This window comes from Terrabacter sp. P2_E3, assembly GCF_056403915.1.
The window spans coordinates 430548-449408 of record NZ_JBFUEN010000009.1; the positions used below are offsets into that span (position 1 = coordinate 430548).

Genomic DNA, 18861 nt, shown 5'->3' on the forward strand with positions numbered 1-18861 from the left:
CTGGGACGCCGCTCAGGCCGCCTGGAACGGCTCGAGCTCGGGGACGCGGATGCCGTTCTCCGTGGCGAGACGGGCGAAGGACTCCAGCTCGCCGGTGTGCACCTGCACGCGGTAGTCGTCACCCGCCTGTCGCGCCTCGGCGAGGTCGCCCAGCGCGTCGTTGACACGTTGCCTGATCTGGTCGACGAACTCGGTCATGGGTGCCACCTCCGGGCCTGGGTTGTCGATCGGTCGAGTCCGGAGACCCTACCGCGCCGTAGGACCACCAATGTGCACCCGCGATGGTCGGCGAATGGCAAAGCCCAGGTGAACTGTTCGTCCGAAAAGGGTAGGCGTGAGTGGTGCGGGAGGGCCCGCGTCTCAGGCCTTGGCTCGGACAACGTGACAACGCGGTGGGGATCGGGCACCATACGCGCACGCGGACATGTTTCGTCGCTGTTAACAACGTCGTTGATCGCACGGGTTCTCCGGGAACAAGCACGGGCCCACGAGCGTTCTCCGCGTCACAGACCGCAAGGCGCAGACGAGTAGAAGTGAGACAACGAGATGGCAACCGATTACGACGCGCCACGCAAGACTGACGACGATCTGAGCGAAGACTCCATCGAGGAGCTGAAGTCCCGTCGGGTCGACAAGACGTCGTCCAGCGTGGACGTCGACGAGACCGAGCAGGCCGAGGGCTTCGAGCTCCCGGGCGCCGACCTCTCCGGTGAGGAGCTGTCGGTGCGCGTCCTGCCCAAGCAGGCCGACGAGTTCACCTGTGGGCGTTGTTTCCTCGTCCACCACCGCAGCCAGCTCGCCAAGGAGAGCAATGGCATGATGATCTGCACGGAGTGCGCCGCCTGAGCGCATTCCACACCGGGCAGCAGCACGGCCAGGAGCAAGTAGGGTCGGTCCTCGTGACCGACCCTTGTGCTGTCCCGGTCCGGAGGCTCGACCCCGACCTGGCGCTGCCCCGCTATGCGCACCCCGGTGACGCCGGTGCCGACCTCTGCTCGCGCGTCGACGTGACCATCGAGCCGGGGGAGCGCGTTCTCGTCCCGACCGGCGTGGCCCTCGCCCTGCCGGCCGGCCACGCGGGCTTCGTGCACCCGCGCTCCGGCCTCGCCGCACGCCACGGCATCTCCATCGTCAACGCCCCCGGAACGGTCGACGAGGGGTACCGGGGCGAGATCCTCGTCAACCTCGTCAACCTCGACCCGCGCGAGCCGTTCACGGTGCGGCGCGGTGACCGCATCGCCCAGCTGGTCGTCCAGCGGGTCGAGCGCGTGCAGTTCGTCGAGGTGGATTCGCTCGACGAGACCAGTCGGGGGGACACTGGACACGGATCCACCGGTGGGTTCGCCACCGGCGGCGCCGCCTCGCCGACACCGGGGGAGACGCCCACCCGGGCGTGATCATCGGATACGGTTCGCCGGGCGCTGCGTCAGCGCCGACGACCGCGGGCGGGCATCGTGCCCACCGTGCAGCAGGACTCAAAGGACGGAATGACGTGGGACTCTTCAGCCGGGGCAAGTCGAAGGACCGCCCGGACACCGATGCCGTGGACCGTGCCGACGACCTCGAGCAGGACGAGCTCGCCGAGGACGGCGCGCTCTACGGCGACGCGGACGGTGACACCGCCGCCTCGGCCACGTCCCGACCGCTCGACCGCAGCGAGGTCGAGGACGACTCCGACTACCTCAACCTCGGCGCCATCTGGCTGCGTGGACAGCAGGGCATGGAGCTGCGCCTCGAGGTCAACGAGCAGGAGCAGCAGATCACGGGCGTGACGGCCGTCATCGGCGAGTCGGCGGTGCAGCTGCAGGCCTTCGCGGCCCCGCGCACCGAGGGTGTCTGGATCGACATCCGCAACGAGATCGCCGCGAGCATCGTCGATGCCGGCGGCACCGCTGAGGTGCTCACCGGCGAGTTCGGCGAGGAGCTCCTGACCCGGATGCCGCAGGCCGGACCCGACGGCCGCACCGTCTTCATGCCGGCCCGTTTCGTCGGCGTCGACGGCCCCCGCTGGTTCCTCCGAGCCGTGGTCTCCGGCCGCGCCGCGATCGAGCCGGCCGCCGCCGAGGCCGTGCACGACGTGATCCGGACGACGGTCATCGACCGCGGCGAGGAGGCCATGCCTCCCCGCGAGCTGCTGCCCCTGCGCCTGCCCGACGCCGACGGCGCCGTCCAGGCCGAGGAGGGCGCTGTCGAGGGCGGCCCCGACCTCAACCCGTTCGAGCGCGGACCCGAGATCACCGAGGTCCGTTGATGGCCGGCCCGTGTCCCGCACCGCGTCCCAGCCGGACGCACCCGTGACCACGGGCCAGCCCGGCGCCCTGCGTCGGCTCACCGACCGCCTCACGCGCTCGTCGCACGAGATCGAGGCGGCCGAGCTGCGCCGTGAGTCCTCGGACCTCGACGGCGTCGTGCACATCGGCGACGCACCCCAGCGGATCACGGTCACCGTGTGCGGCGAGGTGCGTTCCGTGACGCTGCGCCCGCGCGAGGAGACGCCCGCGCTCGACGTCGAGGTCTGGGACGGCACCGAGTCGCTGCACCTCGTGTGGCTCGGCCGTCGGCGCATCGCCGGCATCATCCCCGGTGTCAAGATCCAGGCCACGGGCCGCATCACCACCCGCCGGAAGGTCAAGACGATGTTCAACCCGGCGTACGAGCTCATCGGCCGGGCGGGGCAGGCGCATGGCTGACGCCGACGGCCGGGCCGTCGGCCCGGGCGGAGAACGCGCCGGGGAGGGCGACGCGGTCGTCCGCTCCGAGGCCGACCTGCGCCGCTACGACACGGTCGAGGAGCTGCTCCGCGACAAGCTGTCCGACGCCATCGGCGGGTGGCGCGGCGCCGTGGAGTCGGCCGTCCCGACCCTGGCGTTCGCCCTCGTGTGGGCACGCACCGAGAACCTCCGCACCTCCCTCGTGGTCGCCGGTGTCCTCGTGGCCGTCCTCCTGCTCGTGCGTCTCGTGCAGCGACAGGACCCCCGCTTCATCGCGTACGCGGCCGCGGGCGTGGGGATCTCGGCCTTCTTCGCGCTGCGGTCAGGTCGGGCGGAGGACGCCTTCCTGCCGGGCATGCTCCAGAACGCCGCGCTGCTCGTCCTGCTGCTCGTGACGAACCTGACGCGGTGGCCGCTCTTCGGCTTCGTCGTCGGCGTCGCCGAGCCCGAGGCGTTCGCCGAGAACCCGACGTGGTGGCGTCGCCACTCCGGCATCGTCACGGTCGCGGCACGCCTCGCCTGGGTGCTCATCGCCCTCAACGTCGTGCGGCTCTCGATCATGGTGCCGCTCTACCTCGCCGAGCAGGTGGCCGCGCTCGGGGTGGCCAAGGTGGTCCTCGGCTGGCCGGCCTACCTGCTCGCCATCACGGCGATGGGTGCCATCCTGCTCCGCGGGCGCACCCCGATCGACCCCTCGCGGCTCGCCTGACGCTCGACGCCGGCGACCTCGGGATCAGTCCTCGAGGCTCGTGTGGTGCCGCTCGCCCGGGGCGACGAGGTCCTGGAGGCGGTCCTCCTGCTCCGTCGTCGTGATGAAGAGCAGCTCGTCGCCGGCCTCGATCGCGTCGTCGGGCGTGGGAGCGAGCGGGCGCTCCTCGCGGATGATCGCGACGAGCACGGTGTCGGTGGGCCAGTCGACGTCACCGACGCGGCGCCCAGCGAAGGGGCTGCCCTCGGGCAGGGTGATCTCGACCATCGAGGCCCGGCCCTGCTGGAACTCGAAGATGCGCACGAGGTCGCCGATGCTCACGGCCTCCTCGATGAGCGCCGTCATCAGGCGTGGGGTGGACACCGCGACGTCGACGCCCCACGACTCGTCGAACATCCACTCGTTCTTGGGGTTGTTGACGCGCGCGACGGTGCGCGGGACGCCGAACTCGGTCTTGGCGAGCAGCGAGAGCACGAGGTTGGCCTTGTCGTCACCGGTGGCGGCGACGCAGACGTCGGACTCCTCTAGCCGGGCCTCCTCGAGGGCGGCGAGCTCGCAGGCGTCGGCCAGCAGCCACGACGCCTCGGGCACGCGCGAGGCCTGGACGTCGTCGGCGTCCTTGTCGATGAGCAGCACCTGGTGCCCGTTGCCGAGCAGCTCACGGGCGATGGAGCGGCCGACGCTTCCGGCTCCGGCGATGACGACGCGCATGGGGTTGCTTTCTCCTGTGCCGGTCAGTGGGCGGCCGGGGCCTGGTCGCAGAGCCGCTCGACGCGAGCGAGGTCGTCGCGCGGGACGGTGAGGTGCACGAGGTCGCCCTGCTGGACGACCATGTCGGGCCGGGGGAGCGTGCCCTCGCCGAGCCGGGTGACGTAGGCGACGCGGGCACCGGTCTGCTCCTCGAGGTCGGTGAGGTGCCGGCCGACCCAGCCCTCGGCGAGGGGGACCTCGGCGATGACGATCTTGCCGCTCGGGTCGGTCAGCTCGGGCACGGCGCCCTGCGGCAGCAGCCGCTGGATCATCTGGTCGGCGGTCCAGCGCACCGTCGCGACGGTCGGGATGCCGAGGCGCTGGTAGACCATGGCGCGCTGCGGGTCGTAGATGCGGGCGGCGACGTGCTCGACGCCGAACGTCTCGCGCGCCACGCGGGCGGCGAGGATGTTGGAGTTGTCACCGCTGCTGACGGCCGCGAACGCGTAGGCCTCGCGGATGCCGGCGGCGATGAGGGTGTCGCGGTCGAAACCGATGCCCGTGACCGTCTGGCCCTCGAAGGAGGTGCCCAGCCGGCGGAACGCGGAGGCGTCCGCGTCGATGATGGCGACGTCGTGGCCGTTGCGGCCCAGGGTGCGGGCGAGGGTCGACCCGACGCGGCCGCATCCCATGATGACGAAGTGCACGGACGCGACGCTACACCGTGACGCCGTCGCCCACTCTGCAGGCCGCGCGGGCCGGACCGGGGAGCGAAACGGTCGGGACGGCATACGTTCTCGGGGTCGCGTCCACGACGTCCCGAGTGGGTCAGTGCGGGGAGCTGATCCGTCATACAGTTGCGTCGTGCCCGGTACCGGTTCGCTGTTCAAGCGCCTCCTCCTCGGTCGCGCGATGCGCAGCGACAAGCTCGGGGAGACCTTGCTGCCCAAGCGCCTCGCGCTGCCCATCTTCGCGAGCGACGCCCTCTCGTCCGTGGCCTACGCGCCCGACGAGATCCTGCTCATGCTCGGTCTGGCGGGCGGCGCCTTCGTCGCGACGCACAGCTGGCAGGTCACCGTCGCGGTCGTCCTCGTCATGGTCGTCGTGGTGGCGTCGTACCGCCAGAACGTGCACGCCTACCCCTCGGGTGGCGGCGACTACGAGGTCGCGACCGTCAACCTCGGCCCACGGGCCGGCCTCACCGTCGCCAGCGCCCTTCTCGTCGACTACGTCCTCACCGTCGCCGTGTCGATCTCGTCGGGTGTGCAGAACGCCGCCACGGTGCTCGGGTTCGTGCGCGGGCACGAGGTCATCGTCGCGGTGGCTCTCATCGCCTTCCTCACGGCGATGAACCTGCGTGGGGTGCGCGAGTCGGGCAAGGCCTTCGCCGTGCCGGTCTACGCCTTCATGCTCGCCATCATCGGCATGGGCATCTATGGCTTCATCCAGCACTTCACGGGCTCCCTGACCCCGGCCGAGAGCGCCGGCCTGACCCTGAAGCCCGAGGAGGGGCAGGGTCTCACCGGTCTGGCCGCGGCGTTCCTCCTGCTCCGCGCCTTCTCGTCCGGGTGTGCCGCCCTGACCGGCGTCGAGGCGATCAGCAACGGTGTGCCCGCCTTCAAGAAGCCCAAGAGCGCCAACGCCGCGACGACCCTGCTGCTCATGGGCACGCTGTCGGTCGTCATGCTCGGCTCGATCATCGCGCTGAGCCAGTGGACCGGCGTCAAGATCGCCGACAACCCGGGCGCCCAGCTGCTGCGCGACGGGCAGCCTGTCGGCGACTCGTACATCCAGCACACCGCGATCGGCCAGCTCGCCGAGTCGGTGTTCGCGAACTTCCCGATCGGTGTCGTCTTCGTCTCGATCGTCACCGGCCTGATCCTCGTCCTCGCGGCGAACACGGCGTTCAACGGCTTCCCGGTGCTCGGCTCGATCCTCGCCCGCGACGGCTACCTGCCCCGGCAGATGCACACCCGCGGCGACCGGCTGGCCTTCAGCAACGGCATCCTCATCCTCGCCGGTGCGGCCATCGTCCTCGTCATCGTCTTCAAGGCCGAGGTCACGGCTCTCATCCAGCTCTACATCGTCGGGGTGTTCGTCTCGTTCACCACCTCGCAGGTGGGCATGGTCCGGCACTGGACGCGCCACCTCAGGCTCGAGCGCAACCCCAAGGAGCGGGCCCGGATGCAGCGCTCGCGCGTCATCAACGCCGTCGGCGCGGCGATGTCGGCGACGGTGCTCATCGTCGTGCTCCTGACGAAGTTCCAGGCCGGGGCGAAGTACGCCATCCTCGCGATGGTCGTCCTCTTCGTCCTCATGCTCGGGATCAAGAAGCACTACAACCGGGTGCGCGACGAGCTGGCCATCGACTGGGACGTCGAGCGGCCGATGCTACCGAGCCACGTGCACGCCATCGTCTGCATCTCCAAGGTGCACAAGCCGACGATGCGCGCGCTGGCCTACGCCCGGGCGAGCCGGCCGTCCTACCTCGAGGCCGTGACGGTCGACGTCGACCCCGACGAGACGCAGGCGCTGCTCGACGAGTGGGACAAGCGCGAGATCCCGGTGCCGCTCAAGGTGCTGTCCTCGCCGTACCGCCAGATCACCAAGCCGATCCTCGACTACGTCCGGTCGATCCGCAGCGGCAACCCGCGCGACATCGTCACGGTCTACCTGCCGGAGTACGTCCTCGGGAAGTGGTGGGAGCAGGTGCTGCACAACCAGAGCGCGTTGCGCCTCAAGGCCCGGCTGCTCTTCACACCAGGTGTCATGGTCGTCAGCGTCCCGTGGCAGCTGCAGTCCTCCGAGGGCGCCGAGCGCGACTGGATCGACGAGCCCCCGATCAGCGGCTCGGTGCGCGGTGGAGCGCTGTGAGCGGTCGCCAGAACCGCGAGCGGGCCGCCGGTGGCGAGTCTCTCGTCGGGAGGGAGTGGACCGTCGAGGTCGGACCCGTCGCCCACGGCGGCCACTGCGTGGCCCGTCACGAGGGTCAGGTCGTCTTCGTGCGCCACACGCTGCCCGGTGAGCGCGTCGTCGCACGCGTCACCGAGGGCCGCGTCGGTGACAGCTTCGTGCGCGCCGACGCCGTCGAGGTGCTCGAGGCCGCGCCTGGTCGTGTGACCGCACCGTGCCCGTATGCCGCCCCGGGCCTCTGTGGTGGCTGCGACTTCCAGCACGCGTCCCTCGACACCCAGCGGGCGCTCAAGGGTGCCGTCGTGCGGGAACAGTTCGCGCGCGTTGCCGGCCTCGACGTCGATGTCGTCGTCCAGCCGGTGCCGGGCGACGAGGAAGGGCTGCGCTGGCGCACCCGGGTCGAGTTCGCCGTCGACGGTGCCGGCCGAGCGGGTCTGCGCGGACACCGGTCGAGCGACATCGTTCCCGTCGAGGACTGCCTCATCGCCACGCGGGCGGTCATCGACTCCGGCGTGCTCGACACCGAGTGGCCGGACGTCGAGTCGGTCGACGTCATCGATGCCGTGCACCCCGACGAGCCGGTGCTCGTGCCGCTGCCTGCGCCCGAGGGCGGCGGAGGCCTCGTCGGCGAGCTGGCCCGCGACGGGGACTGGGAGGGCGAGTACGTCGTCTCGGCCCGGGGCTTCTGGCAGGTGCACCCGGGCGCGGCCACGACGTTCCTGTCACGCGTGTCGACGCTGCTCGGAGCGGAGCCGGGGGACCGCGTCCTCGACCTCTTCGCGGGCTCGGGTCTCTTCACGATGCGGCTCGGCGAGCTCGTCGCGCCGGACGGATTCGTCCTCGGCGTCGAGGGTGATCGCCGAGCGGTCGAGAACGGCGAGTCCAACACCGAGCACCTCGAGAACGTCGAGTGGCGCGCCAACCGTGTCGACCGTGAGCTGCGGTCGCTCGTCGGACAGGGCGTCACGGCAGACCTCGTGGTGCTCGACCCGCCCCGGACGGGTGCCGGCAAGGACGTCATGGCCCTGGTGGCCGGGATGGGGCCCCGACGCGTCGTCTACGTCGCGTGCGACCCCGCAGCCCTGGCCCGCGACGTCAAGGCGGCTGTGACCCACGGCTACGGCCTCGTCTCGCTCGAGGCCTGGGACGCCTTCCCGATGACCCACCACGTCGAGTGCATCGCCGTGCTCGAGCCGCAAGATGGCTCGACGAGCGCCTGAGCTCTTCCAACGCGCAGCACCTCAGCCCGGGGGTGGTCACGTCCGCGCCGCGGGGCGAGCACCGGGCGAGGAGGATCTCGGCGGCACGCGTGGCACGCGCGGCACGCGCGGCACGCGCGGCGAGTCTGGGCGGGTCCTGCGTCAGTGCATGACGGCGAGGCCGTCGACACCGGACGCCTTCGTGGACGTCGTGCGGATGACGACGGAGCCGGTGCGGGTGACCGTCTGAAGGGGCAGCCAGCGGATCTGGCGGTACACAGTCGTAGCACTGTAGAGACTGACGCGTCCCAGCCTGACTCCGGCGTGGTAGACGTCGACCGCTCCGCAGGTGGGACAGGTCGTCACCACGATCGCGACGCGGCGCGCCTGCACCGAGGTGCGGGTCAGCGACACCCCGGTGCTGGTCGCACGGGAGACGGTGCCGAACGCGTAGGCGCTGCCTGCGCCGCGGGTCCACCCCGCCGAGGCGGCCAGGGCACGGTCGTCGAGCACGACCGATGTGCACCGTTCGCCGCTCCATGCGCTGAGGTTGCCGGCAGAGTCGCGGGCCCGGGCGCTGAAGCAGTACTGCTTCCCGGCTGTCAGTGTCGTCGACACGTTCGTGCCGTGCAGTGCACGCCACGCTGTCGGGTAGGTCAACGCGGCGAAGCCTGCGTTCCAGGGCGCCGCGCGGTAGCGGATCTCCACTGAGCCGAGGCCAGAGCCGCCGGAGTCGCTGGCCGTCCAGGCCAGCTTGAGTGCCGTGGTCGTCAGCACCGACGGCAGGGCGCCGAGAGCGACGGTGGGCACGGTGACGTCGACGGACCAGGTCGTTCGCGCGATCGCGGACTGCTGACCGCTCGGGTCCGTCACGCGGACTGCGCTCGAGTGTTGCCCCGTCCGCAGTGCAGCCAGTGACCACACCGGCGAGCACGGAGCCCAGGCGGCTCCGTCGAGCTGGCACTCGCGCCGCAGGCCACCCGGGGCGTCGTCAGGGTCGGTGGCGCCGACGGTCAGGTTCGCGGTCGACGTCGTCCAGGCGGGGGCCGCGAGGGAGGCCGACGGAGCGGCCGAGGTAGGGACCAGCCACGACACGGACGAGCCGCCCGGAAGCTGCCGGGCCAGTTTCGGGGTCGCCGAGCGCAGGTCGAACAGCCGGGTGGTGGGCGGGTCGCCGTAGGGTGCTCCGGTCACGGCAAGAAACTGCCCTGTGGGGTCCCACGAGAGGTCCGTGGCGCCGGCGTGGGTCCCGACGAGGGTGGACGCGCCCCCGCTGAGCGTGGTGACGCGGATTTCGCCCGAGCCGCCCCAGCCGGTGAGGGCGTACGCCACGCGCCCGGAGCGCGAGACGGCCAGTGCCGCTGCCCCGGCCGTTCCGGGGATCGGAGTCCGGGATCCCGACACAGGGTTGACCCGCACCAGTCCCGCCTCGGAGTCTGTCGTGGCGACCAAGGCCGCACCGTCCGGGGTCCACGCAGGTCTGGACAGACCCGCGGAGGCGGGCACGACCGTGGCTGGTCCACCGGTGACGGGGACAGTGACGAGTGAGGCTGCACGGTTCTGGCTGCCGGAGTAGCCCGGCCTGAGCAGCACCACCGTGGAGCCGTCTGGGCTCACATCCGGGTCGCGGTCGGCGACGAGCGAGTCGGACGTCAGGATCCTGACGCCGTCACCGGACGATCCCAGCACCCTGACGGAGCCGGCGTACGGGCCCTCGGAAACGACGATCCTGTCTCGGGTGGGCGAGACGGCGACACCGTCCGTTGAACTCCGCCCACTGCCCAGCATGCCGCCGTTGGTGACGCCGCCATCAGCGTCGTAGGCGCGAATCCCGTTCGCCGTCGTGACGAGGAGCCACCGCGACGCCACCGTCAGCGGGACCGGCTCGGACGCCACCTGACGCCCGTCCGTGGTGAGCAGCACGACGCGTAGCGCGTGGGCTCCGGTCACGAGCGAGGAGATCGTGGTGCGACCGGTGGTGCCGCCCGGCACCGTCTGCAGGGCCAGAGGGGTGCCGCTTCCGAGGTCCTCGATGCGCCATCCCCTGATCAGACTCTGGCTCAGCGTCGTCGGGGCCGTCCAGGAGAGGTCCAGCCGCCCGGGCGATGCCGATCCGGCCACCGCCTGGGGTCCTGAGTAGGTGGATGGCTGCTGGCCCACGACCGTCCCCAGCTCCCACTCGCCGACGTCGCTCGACATGACAAGGACGCCGTTGCCCTCCACCGAAGCCGCGGGTCCCGCCGCATAGCTGACGGTGACCGTGCACTCAGATTCAGACGAAAGGGTCAGGCCCTCGCAGGTGGAGCCGGACACGGTCAGCGGGGCTGACGTGGACATCGCCGAGTCCACGATCCGAGCTGCGCCCAGCGACAGGGGCTCAGTGCCGGTGTTCGTGACCGTCACCGGTGTCGTGGTCGAGTCGCCCGGGGCGGCCGTCACCACGGTCAGTGCAGAAGTGGCCAGCGCGTGGGTGGCTTCCGGCGTGTGCCAGCGCAGCTCAGCGCGCAGCCGGTGTCCGTTTCCGCAGTCGAGACTCGCATCCACGCTGATGGAGGCGTAGAGGCCGTCCACGGAACGCGCCGCCCGCGACACCGTCGCGGTTCCGCCAGGCGCCGCGCCTCCCGCGCCGCTCCCGCAGAAGTCACCGGACATGGCCCGCATCTTCAGCATGCCCTCCGCGTCCCCGACGGTGTACGTGCCATCGGCGACGTCAGCAGGGAGCACCAGTGCCTGACGCCAGGATCCCGCGGAGAACGAGATGCCGTTGTCCCAGCCCTGTGTCAGGGCCGGCGTGCTCGAGGCGGTCGCCACCACCGTCGAGCGCTGTGTGTCGTCGCCGCCGGCGGCCTCGTCCCACACCAGTGTCAGAGACACGCGGTTCGGGTCATACGGTCCCGCCCACACGGGGACCCGAGCAGTGACCGGAGCTGACTCGGCGCTGTCCCCGGCCGAGTTGCGGGCCGTGACCATGTAGGTGACCTCGACGTCGACGGGGGCACTGCGGTCGGCGTAGCTCCACATGGTCGACGTCGTGGCCGTGGGCACCACCCAGTCGGCGTCATAGCCGGGGCCGCGCCGGTGGACGACGTACGTCGTCGGCACGCCGCCCGTCTGGGTGGAGCCTCGGTACCAGTTCAGCATCACACCATCGACGCCGACCGACGAGCTCAGTCCCCACGGGGGCTCGGGAAGCGCCGGGGCTGCCGAGGCGATCGCCGTCGTCGTGAACAAGGTGGCCACACTGACCACCAACGCCATGAGGCAGGCCAACGGGCCCCGCATCCGTGCACCCAACGCTGTCTCCGGTGAGTCAAGCGGCAGCGGGCCGGCCGGCGGCAGCCCCCTGGCCGCGCGTGGACACTATAGGCGGCACATCAGCCTGACCGGTCGGGACCGCGCACTCACTCTCACGTGGGTGGTCAGTCCGGGCAGAGGGCACTCTCGGTGGATCGTACTAGTGTTCGAACATGGAGATGGGGAGCGCCGGCGAGAGCAGCGAGGTCGCTGCGGGTGGCGTGCTGTCGTTCCTGACACAGATCCCCGCTGACGTCTTCGACGCGCTGCCACCGGTGGCCCAGGCGGCAGTCGTGGCACGTGTGGTGCCAGAGCGCCTGCGCAGTCTCGACACGGCGAGCGCTGAGGCGGTCCTTGCTGTCGCGCAGCGCGCGATGAACGTCCTCGGCGCCGTTCAGGACCTCGCGCTCGCGGCCTGCGTTCGCCGCGAGGAGCTCGACTTCGCCGATCTGGACGGTGAATGGGGTGACGGCTCGGAGTGGCGGCCCTCGTCGGTGAAGATCGTGGCCTCCAGCGTCGCGCCCGTCCTGTGCTCGACGCCGCGCGGCGCCGAGTCGCGGGTCGCCGACGCGCTCTGCCTCGTCGAGGACCTCCCACGCACCTTGGCAGCCGCACTCGGCGGGCGGCTCACCCAGCGGCAGACGGGCGTCGTGGCGGACCGAGCGGGACTTGTCGCGGTTGATGCTCGCCCGGCCTTCGATGCCGTCGTGATGGAGACCGGGGTGGAGTCGCTGACGCCCGCCCGGCTGCGACGCCAGTGCGAGCGTGCCGCCATGGCGATCGACCCGGACGCCGTTCATCGTCGGGCGGAGCACGGTCTGCGTGACCGCTTCGTGCGGGTGGAGCCGGGACTCGACCCGGGCACGACGTGGTGGAAGGCGTCGCTGCCGGCGGGGGACTCGATGCAGGCCTGGGGCGCCGTCGATGAGCTGGCCCACGAGTACGTGTGTGCCGACCCGGCCCGGTCGATCGACCAGGCGCGGGCGGACGCCTTCCTCGACCTGCTGCTCGGGAGCGCCCAGGTGTCCACCACCGTCGAGCTGGTCGTGCCCACCTTCACCGGTCCCTCGACGGACGACCAGTGGAGCGTTGCCCTCCGAGGTCCATACGACGCCGGGGCCGTTCCCTCCGCCCTGCCGGTGGACGTGTGGCCGGGCGCCCCGTCTGGTCGGCAGGCCCAGCCACCTGCCCCCAACGCGTTCGCAGACGCCGACGCAGCCCCGGATGCCGAGGCCGGTGCTCGCGCTGACGCCGATGCAGCCCCAGATGCCGGTGCCGGCGCCGGCGATCTGGCGTACATCACCGGTCCCCGGCTCGCGCCGGAGCATGCGATCGGGTCCGAGCTCTTCGGGTCCGAGCTGTTCGGGTGCGAGCCCGGGTCGCGCGTCGGCTTCAACGAGGACCTGTCCGCTGTCGGGGCGTGGCACGCGCACGATTCAGCGCTTGCGGTGGCCGACACCAGGTCAGCCAAGGTGACGACGAGCCCCGATCAACGTGTTGGCAGACGATGGCGACGACCGCGGCTCGGCGTCCGGCATCCGCGGTTCGGCTGGATGCTCTCGGACGTGCTGGCAGAGGTGCTGTCCGACCCTGACGTCGCGCTGCGCGTGACCCGGGCCGACGCGTTGACCGGCGTCACGGTCGCCCGCGACCCCGCGATCTACCGGCCCAACGCTGCTCTGGCACAACGCGTTCGGGACCGCGACCGCACGTGTCGGTTCCCGGGGTGCGGTGTCGCCGCGCGCCGGTGCGACCTCGATCATGTCGTGCGCTTCCCCGACGGCCCGACCACCGAGGACAACCTCGTCTGCCTGTGCCGGACCCACCACGGTTTCAAGCACCACGCCGGCTGGACGCTGACGTCGGAAGCCGACGGCACATGCACGTGGAGCTCGCCGACCGGACGCTCCCATGTGACGCACCCAGCAGACGTCAGGCTCGACGCTGCCTGAGGTGGACTCGTGGCCCCTGGGATCTCGACGGTCGCGAAGGCTCGCAGCGTCCATTTTGTGTCTCGCAGCTGGCCGTCTGCCGACCTGGCGACGAAGGGGTGCGCACGTCACGAGACGATGGGGTCATGTCGTTCAGCTATCCCGTGGCCGTGAAGTTCTCCGAGATCGATCTCGCCGGCGTCGTCTTCAACTCCCACTACCTGACGTGGTGCGAGGACGCGAAGATGGCCTTCCTCGACCACCTCGGCTACGGGCCCTACCGCTTCGCCGACGAGCACCGGCTCGCCCTCGTCCGGCACGCGGAGATCGACTGGACCGCGAGCCTCAAGCCGCTCGACCATGCCGACATCCGCGTGGTCGTCGACCGGATCGGCACGTCGTCGTTCACCCTTCGACACGAGATATGGCGCCGGGGCGAGCACCCTCTCCTCACGGCCACGTGCGTCATCACCTACGTCTGGTTCGACACCGAGGCCGGCGCGAAGGCCGAGCTCGATCCCCATTTCCGGGAGGCCCTGACGGGTGAGGGCACCGGCGACGGGCTCGTCTGAAGGCCTTCTGGCGCGGACCACCGCGGTGCTAGCGTCGACGGACGTGCTCGGCATCGGGTGGAGGCGACATGGATGCGTTCATGAAGTTCGACGGTATCGACGGCAGCAGCCAGAGCAAGGACCACAAGGGCGCCATCGACGTCGTCTCGTGGAACTGGGGTGTGACGACCCAGACGAATGGCTCCGGCAGCGGCGGCGCGTCCGGACGTCCGCGGGCCCACGAGTTCCGGATCGTGCACCGCTATGACCTCGCCTCGCCCCACCTCGCGTCGTTCGCCGCGACCGGCAAGCACCTCAAGGACGCGACGCTCAACGTCGCCCATCCCGGCGCCCGCAAGGACTTCCTCACGGTGACGATGAAGGACCTCGTCGTCACCGAGGTCCTGGTCTCCGGTGACGAGGACGACGTCGACGAGGAGGTCGCCCTCCAGCCCGCATGGATCCGCTTCGACTACGCGGAGCCCGGTCCAGGCGGGGGTGCGACCGGGCGAACGTCCAGCGTCACGTGGGACATCCGATCCAACAAGATGGGCTGACCTCCGGCCCCGACGGCGCGAACCCTCACCACGTCCCGCTGGACGAGGTGCTCGAGCAGGCGCTGACGCGCTTGCGCGCAGGCGACGGGCCGGGTGCCGAGACGGCGCTCGCCGCGGCGACACGGACACCAGATGACGTACGCGTGTTGCACCTTCGAGCGGTCGCAGCGCACCTGCGTCGTGACGACGCCGCCGCAGAGCGGCTCGTCGCTGAGGCGATCTCGGTGGCCACGGACCCGGTGGTGCTCGCGAGCCTGCACAACGACCTCGGCAACATGCGGCTGGAGGCCGGGGACCCGGCGGCCGCCATCGCGGCCTACGAGTCCAGCCTCGCCGTCCACCCGACCGACGTCCCGACGTGGGCCAACCTTGCCACCGCGCTGCGGCTGGCCCGGGACCCGGCCCGTGCCGGGGAGGCCGGGCTCAGGGCCCTCGAGCTCGAGCCAATGAGTTCGCTCGCGCGGGGTGCCCTGACCGCGGCCGTGCTGGCCCTGACCGCCGACGGAGCGGAGGCCCGGGCCCTCGAGCTCGTGCGTCGGTGGGTCCGTGTCGACCCCGACCATCCTGGCGCCCGACACCGCCTCGCAGCGCTCGGCGGGCTGCCCCCGCCCGACCGGGCGCCGGACGACTACGTCGAGACGCTCTTCGACGCCACGGCCGAGGCCTTCGACCCGCACCTCGCCGGTCTCGGCTACCGCGCGCCGGAGCTCGTCGCGGACCGGGTCGCCGCGGTCCTGGGCCGGCCGGCGGGTGAGCTCGACGTGGCAGACCTCGGCTGCGGCACGGGCCTCGTCGGGGCACTCGTCCGACCGTGGGCGCGCACCCTGTCCGGCTGCGACCTCTCGGTCAACATGCTCCGGCTGGCGCAGGTGCGCGGCTGCTACGACGTCCTACAGCGCGCCGAGCTCGGCGCGTTCCTCCGGGCCGAGCCCACGGCATACGACCTCGTCGTCGGTGCGGACACTCTCTGCTATCTCGGGGACCTCGGCCCGACGACCACGGCCGCAGCGTGGTCGTTGCGGCCCGGCGGTGTCCTCGTGGCGACCGTCGAGCGGCTGGTCGACGGGTGGGGGACTGGCGGCTCACGTCGTCGGGGCGCTACGCCCACGGCGAGGAGTACCTGCGGTCGGTCAGCGCCGTCGCCGGTCTGGGAGACGTCGAGGTGACCCCGGTCCACCTCCGCCTCGAAGCGGGTGTCCCGGTCGAGGGACTGCTGTGGTCGGCGCGTCGACCCGTCACAGGGAGCGGTCCGACCGCTGCGGGAGAGAGGCCGGCACAGGGGGCGACAACGGCGCGAGCGGAGGGAAGGATGGGCGGGTAGGGGTGGACTGACAAGGACGAACGAGTGTGGTTAGATATATCTTGACGTCAAGATAAATCGAGCACCGTGACATCAGAGTTGCTGGAAGGAGCCCGTCGTGGGCAGTGTTGACAGCTTCAAGGCCAAGGGGACCCTCGAGGTCGGTGGCCAGTCCTACGAGATCTACCGCCTCGCAGGGGTGAAGGGGCAGGAGACCCTGCCGTACAGCCTCAAGGTCCTCCTCGAGAACCTCCTGCGCACCGAGGACGGCGCGAACATCACCGCCGACCACATCAACGCGGTCGGCTCGTGGGACGAGAACGCCGAGCCCGACACCGAGATCCAGTTCACGCCGGCCCGCGTGATCATGCAGGACTTCACCGGTGTGCCCTGCGTCGTCGACCTCGCCACGATGCGTGAGGCCGTCGCCGACCTCGGTGGCGACCCGGCCAAGATCAACCCGCTCGCCCCGGCCGAGCTCGTCATCGACCACTCCGTCATCATCGACGTCTTCGGCCGCGCCGACGCCTTCGAGCGCAACGTCGAGATCGAGTACCAGCGCAACCGCGAGCGCTACCAGTTCCTCCGCTGGGGCCAGACCGCGTTCGACGACTTCAAGGTCGTCCCGCCGGGCACCGGCATCGTCCACCAGGTCAACATCGAGCACCTCGCCCGCACCGTCATGGTCCGCGAGATCGACGGCGAGCGCGTCGCCTACCCCGACACCTGCGTCGGCACCGACTCGCACACGACGATGGTCAACGGCCTCGGCGTGCTGGGCTGGGGCGTGGGCGGCATCGAGGCCGAGGCGGCCATGCTCGGCCAGCCCGTCTCGATGCTCATCCCGCGCGTCGTCGGCTTCAAGCTGAGCGGCTCGATCCCCGTCGCCGCCACGGCCACCGACGTCGTCCTCACGATCACCGAGATGCTGCGCAAGCACGGTGTCGTCGGCAAGTTCGTCGAGTTCTACGGCGAGGGCGTCTCGCAGGTGCCGCTCGCCAACCGCGCCACCATCGGCAACATGAGCCCCGAGTTCGGCTCGACGTGCGCGATCTTCCCGATCGACGAGGTCACCCTCGACTACTTGCGCCTCACCGGTCGCTCCGACGAGAGCGTCGCCCTCGTCGAGGCGTACGCCAAGGAGCAGGGCATGTGGCTCAAGGCCGGCCCCGACCAGCCGGAGGCCCGCTACAGCGAGTACCTCGAGCTCGACCTCTCGACCGTCGTCCCGTCGATCGCCGGCCCGAAGCGTCCGCAGGACCGCATCGCTTTGACCGACGCCAAGGACGCCTTCCGCAAGGTGCTCCCGACGTACGTCGCGCACGAGGAGGGTGACGCGGGCGCCGCCTCGTCCTTCCCGGCCAGCGACCCCACCCCCCAGGGCACCGTCGAGGGCACGAACGGTGGCGACCGTCCGGCCGACTCCGGTGGCGTCAGCGGCCGCCCGTCGAAGAAGGTGTCGGTCACCGACGCCGAGGGCCGCGAGTTCGAGATCGACCACGGCATCGTCTCGATCGCCTCGATCACGAGCTGCACCAACACGTCCAACCCGTCGGTGATGATGGCGGCCGCGATGCTCGCCAAGAACGCCGTCGAGAAGGGCCTCTCGGTCGCCCCATGGGTCAAGACGTCTATGGCGCCGGGCTCCAAGGTCGTCACGGGCTACTACGACAAGGCCGGCATGTGGCCCTACCTCGAGAAGCTCGGCTTCCACCTCGTCGGCTACGGCTGCACGACGTGCATCGGCAACTCGGGTCCGCTCAACGAGGAGATCTCCAAGGCGATCAACGACAACGACCTCGCCGTCACGTCGGTCCTCTCGGGCAACCGCAACTTCGAGGGGCGCATCAACCCCGACGTGAAGATGAACTACCTCGCGAGCCCGCCGCTCGTCATCGCCTACGCCCTCGCCGGCACGATGGACTTCGACTTCGCGTCGCAGCCGCTCGGCCAGGACACGGACGGCAAGGACGTCTTCCTCGAGGAGATCTGGCCGGCACCCGCCGACGTCGAGCGCACCATCGCGAGCTCGATCAGCCAGGAGATGTTCACCGAGGACTACGCCGACGTCTTCGCGGGCGACGAGCGCTGGCAGTCGCTGCCGACCCCGGAGGGCGACACGTTCGCCTGGGACGGCGAGTCGACCTACGTCCGCAAGCCCCCGTACTTCGACGGCATGTCGATGGACACGACCCCGGTCGCCGACATCGAGGGCGCCCGCGTGCTCGCCAAGCTCGGCGACTCGGTCACGACCGACCACATCAGCCCGGCCGGCGCCATCAAGAACGACAGCCCCGCCGGGAAGTACCTCGCCGACCACGGCATCGAGCGCAAGGACTTCAACTCCTACGGCTCGCGCCGCGGCAACCACGAGGTCATGATCCGAGGCACGTTCGCCAACATCCGCCTGAAGAACCTCCTCCTCGACGGCGTCGAGGGCGGCTTCACGCGCGACTTCACCAACGGCGGCGAGCAGTCGACGATCTACGACGCCGCCCAGAGCTACGCCGCTGCCGGCACCCCGCTCGTCATCCTGTCGGGCAAGGAGTACGGCTCCGGCTCCTCGCGCGACTGGGCCGCCAAGGGCACGAGCCTGCTCGGCGTCAAGGCCGTCATCGCCGAGAGCTACGAGCGCATCCACCGCTCCAACCTCATCGGCATGGGCGTCATCCCGCTGCAGTACCCGGCCGGCCAGAACGCCGACTCGCTCGGCCTCGACGGCACCGAGACCTTCTCGGTCACCGGCATCACGGCCCTCAACGAGGGCACGACGCCCAAGACCGTCAAGGTCGTCGCCACCAAGGAGTCGGGTGAGACGACCCCGTTCGACGCCGTCGTGCGCATCGACACCCCGGGTGAGGCCGACTACTACCGCAACGGCGGCATCCTCCAGTACGTCCTGAGGTCGCTCGTCAACAGCTGACCCGCAGGCCAGCCCAGCCCGCCGGGCCCGTATGCCGTACGCCACGGCATGCGGGCCCGTCGCCGTGTGCGGGCGCTCGGGGA

Annotated in this window: 16 protein-coding genes; 12 read left to right on the top strand and 4 right to left on the bottom strand. The window is 70.8% G+C overall.

The genetic code is table 11. The annotated features are described in order from the left end of the window. Positions 1–12: 12 nt before the first annotated feature. Complete coding sequence (locus AC1DW8_RS14450; protein ID WP_020145515.1) at positions 13–198, bottom strand: hypothetical protein; 186 nt, start codon at positions 196–198, stop codon at positions 13–15. A 348-nt stretch (positions 199–546) separates the two neighbouring features. Between AC1DW8_RS14450 and AC1DW8_RS14455 the strand changes: the two genes are divergently transcribed. The 5 genes from AC1DW8_RS14455 (at position 547) to AC1DW8_RS14475 (ending at position 3420) form a co-directional block, all read left to right on the top strand. Next, on the top strand, positions 547–846 hold the full coding sequence (locus AC1DW8_RS14455) for a DUF4193 domain-containing protein (protein WP_020145516.1): 300 nt from the start codon (positions 547–549) through the stop codon (positions 844–846). Positions 847–899: 53 nt separating this feature from the next. Further along, complete coding sequence (gene dut / locus AC1DW8_RS14460) at positions 900–1397, top strand: dUTP diphosphatase (RefSeq protein WP_478094859.1); 498 nt, start codon at positions 900–902, stop codon at positions 1395–1397. 95 nt (positions 1398–1492) lie between these two features. Further along, positions 1493–2251 carry a DUF3710 domain-containing protein gene (locus AC1DW8_RS14465; RefSeq protein ID WP_478094861.1) on the top strand — a complete coding sequence of 253 codons (759 nt, stop codon included), beginning with the start codon at positions 1493–1495 and terminating at the stop codon, positions 2249–2251. 43 nt (positions 2252–2294) lie between these two features. After that, complete coding sequence (locus AC1DW8_RS14470) at positions 2295–2690, top strand: OB-fold nucleic acid binding domain-containing protein (protein ID WP_056781255.1); 396 nt, start codon at positions 2295–2297, stop codon at positions 2688–2690. Continuing rightward, complete coding sequence (locus AC1DW8_RS14475; RefSeq protein WP_082620075.1) at positions 2683–3420, top strand: DUF3159 domain-containing protein; 738 nt, start codon at positions 2683–2685, stop codon at positions 3418–3420. The genes AC1DW8_RS14470 and AC1DW8_RS14475 overlap by 8 nt, the downstream gene beginning before the upstream one ends. Positions 3421–3444: 24 nt before the next feature. On the opposite strand, the gene AC1DW8_RS14480 is transcribed toward AC1DW8_RS14475, so the two are convergent. Both AC1DW8_RS14480 and AC1DW8_RS14485 read right to left on the bottom strand, forming a co-directional pair. Beyond that, entirely contained in the window at positions 3445–4131 is a 687-nt protein-coding gene (locus tag AC1DW8_RS14480; RefSeq protein WP_056781009.1) for a potassium channel family protein, read from the bottom strand. A gap of 23 nt (positions 4132–4154) precedes the next feature. After that, positions 4155–4817 carry a potassium channel family protein gene (locus AC1DW8_RS14485; protein ID WP_056781006.1) on the bottom strand — a complete coding sequence of 221 codons (663 nt, stop codon included), beginning with the start codon at positions 4815–4817 and terminating at the stop codon, positions 4155–4157. A gap of 205 nt (positions 4818–5022) precedes the next feature. On the opposite strand from AC1DW8_RS14485, the gene AC1DW8_RS14490 reads away from it, so the two are divergent. Further along, the gene (locus tag AC1DW8_RS14490; protein WP_056781248.1) at positions 5023–6984 is read left to right on the top strand and encodes an APC family permease; all 1962 of its coding nucleotides are present in this window, start codon (positions 5023–5025) and stop codon (positions 6982–6984) included. Further along, complete coding sequence (locus tag AC1DW8_RS14495) at positions 6981–8243, top strand: class I SAM-dependent RNA methyltransferase (RefSeq protein WP_478094865.1); 1263 nt, start codon at positions 6981–6983, stop codon at positions 8241–8243. The genes AC1DW8_RS14490 and AC1DW8_RS14495 overlap by 4 nt, the downstream gene beginning before the upstream one ends. Positions 8244–8384: 141 nt before the next feature. On the opposite strand, the gene AC1DW8_RS14500 is transcribed toward AC1DW8_RS14495, so the two are convergent. Then, positions 8385–11462 (bottom strand): hypothetical protein, encoded by a 3078-nt coding sequence (locus AC1DW8_RS14500; RefSeq protein ID WP_478094867.1) that lies wholly within the window; start codon positions 11460–11462, stop codon positions 8385–8387. 227 nt (positions 11463–11689) lie between these two features. Here AC1DW8_RS14500 and AC1DW8_RS14505 point away from each other — a divergent pair, with 227 nt between their 5' ends. The 5 genes from AC1DW8_RS14505 (at position 11690) to acnA (ending at position 18778) form a co-directional block, all read left to right on the top strand. Further along, entirely contained in the window at positions 11690–13468 is a 1779-nt protein-coding gene (locus AC1DW8_RS14505) for an HNH endonuclease signature motif containing protein (protein WP_478094868.1), read from the top strand. 125 nt (positions 13469–13593) lie between these two features. Beyond that, a complete protein-coding gene (locus tag AC1DW8_RS14510; RefSeq protein ID WP_478094870.1) occupies positions 13594–14019 on the top strand; it encodes an acyl-CoA thioesterase in 426 nt (141 codons plus the stop codon). An 80-nt stretch (positions 14020–14099) separates the two neighbouring features. Next, positions 14100–14555, top strand: coding sequence for an Hcp family type VI secretion system effector (locus AC1DW8_RS14515; protein ID WP_162260602.1), 456 nt, complete (start codon positions 14100–14102; stop codon positions 14553–14555). Positions 14556–14698: 143 nt separating this feature from the next. Beyond that, on the top strand, positions 14699–15721 hold the full coding sequence (locus AC1DW8_RS14520; protein ID WP_478094872.1) for a methyltransferase: 1023 nt from the start codon (positions 14699–14701) through the stop codon (positions 15719–15721). 252 nt (positions 15722–15973) lie between these two features. Then, positions 15974–18778: an aconitate hydratase AcnA gene (acnA, locus tag AC1DW8_RS14525; protein ID WP_056825231.1), complete on the top strand. Its 2805-nt coding sequence runs from the start codon at positions 15974–15976 to the stop codon at positions 18776–18778. Positions 18779–18861: the final 83 nt, after the last annotated feature.